This window comes from Sabulicella glaciei, from assembly GCF_026183895.1.
Taxonomy (GTDB): Bacteria; Pseudomonadota; Alphaproteobacteria; order Acetobacterales; family Acetobacteraceae; genus Roseococcus; species Roseococcus glaciei.
The window spans coordinates 1-1,192 of record NZ_JAPFQI010000054.1 but is presented as its reverse complement, the minus strand read 5'-3'; the positions used below and the strand labels follow the sequence as shown (position 1 = coordinate 1,192).

1 protein-coding gene is annotated in these 1,192 nt (G+C 67.6%); it reads right to left on the bottom strand.

Annotated features, from left to right (window positions below; all coding sequences use genetic code 11):
* Window positions 1-1,188, bottom strand: a complete 1,188-nt coding sequence (gene tuf / locus OF850_RS23335) for an elongation factor Tu (RefSeq protein ID WP_301592833.1) — start codon at window positions 1,186-1,188, stop codon at window positions 1-3.
* Between the last annotated feature and the right edge of the window lie 4 nt (window positions 1,189-1,192).

Genomic DNA, 1,192 nt, shown 5'->3' with positions numbered 1-1,192 from the left:
TCAGTTCGCGATGGAGGCGACGACGCCGGCGCCGACGGTGCGGCCGCCCTCGCGGATGGCGAAGCGCAGCCCCTCGTCCATGGCGATGGGCGCGATCAGCTCGACGTCCATCGACACGTTGTCGCCCGGCATCACCATCTCCACGCCCTCGGGCAGCTGCACCACCCCCGTCACGTCGGTCGTGCGGAAGTAGAACTGCGGGCGGTAGTTGGTGAAGAACGGCGTGTGGCGGCCGCCCTCCTCCTTGGTGAGGATGTACGCCTCGGCCTTGAACTTCGAGTGCGGCTTGATCGAGCCCGGGGCCGCCAGAACCTGGCCGCGCTCCACGTCCTCGCGCTTCGTGCCGCGCAGCAGCGCGCCGATGTTGTCGCCCGCCTCGCCGCTGTCCAGCAGCTTGCGGAACATCTCGACGCCCGTGACCGTCGTCTTCACGGTGTCCTTGAGGCCGATGATCTCGACCTCCTCGCCCACCTTCACGATGCCGCGCTCGACGCGGCCCGTCACCACCGTGCCGCGGCCCGAGATGGAGAACACGTCCTCGATCGGCATCAGGAACGGACGGTCCTTCGGACGCTCCGGCTGCGGGATGTAGCGGTCCACCTCAGCCATCAGCTGCTGGATCGCCTGCTCACCGATCTCGGGGCTCTTGTCCTCGAGCGCCATCAGCGCCGAGCCCTTCACGATGGGGATGTCGTCGCCCGGGAACTGGTAGGAGGACAGGAGCTCGCGCACCTCCATCTCCACCAGCTCGACCAGGTCGGGGTCGGCCATGTCCATCTTGTTGAGGAACACCACCAGCGCCGGCACGCCCACCTGGCGCGCCAGCAGGATGTGCTCGCGCGTCTGCGGCATCGGGCCGTCGGCCGCCGAAACCACCAGGATCGCGCCGTCCATCTGCGCCGCGCCCGTGATCATGTTCTTCACGTAGTCGGCGTGGCCCGGGCAGTCCACGTGCGCATAGTGGCGGTTGGCCGTCTCGTACTCGACATGCGCCGTCGAGATCGTGATGCCGCGCGCCCGCTCCTCCGGCGCCTTGTCGATCTGGTCGTACGCCGTGAACGACGCGCCGCCCGTCTTCGCCAGAACCTTGGTGATCGCCGCCGTCAAGGACGTCTTGCCATGATCCACATGGCCGATCGTCCCAATGTTGCAGTGCGGCTTGGTGCGCTCAAACTTCGCCTTGGCCATCGTC

Coding starts and splice junctions, on each gene's coding strand:
- tuf (WP_301592833.1), bottom strand. CDS start 1,188: ATGGCCAAGGCGAAGTTTGAGCGCACCAAGCCGCACTGCAACATTGGG.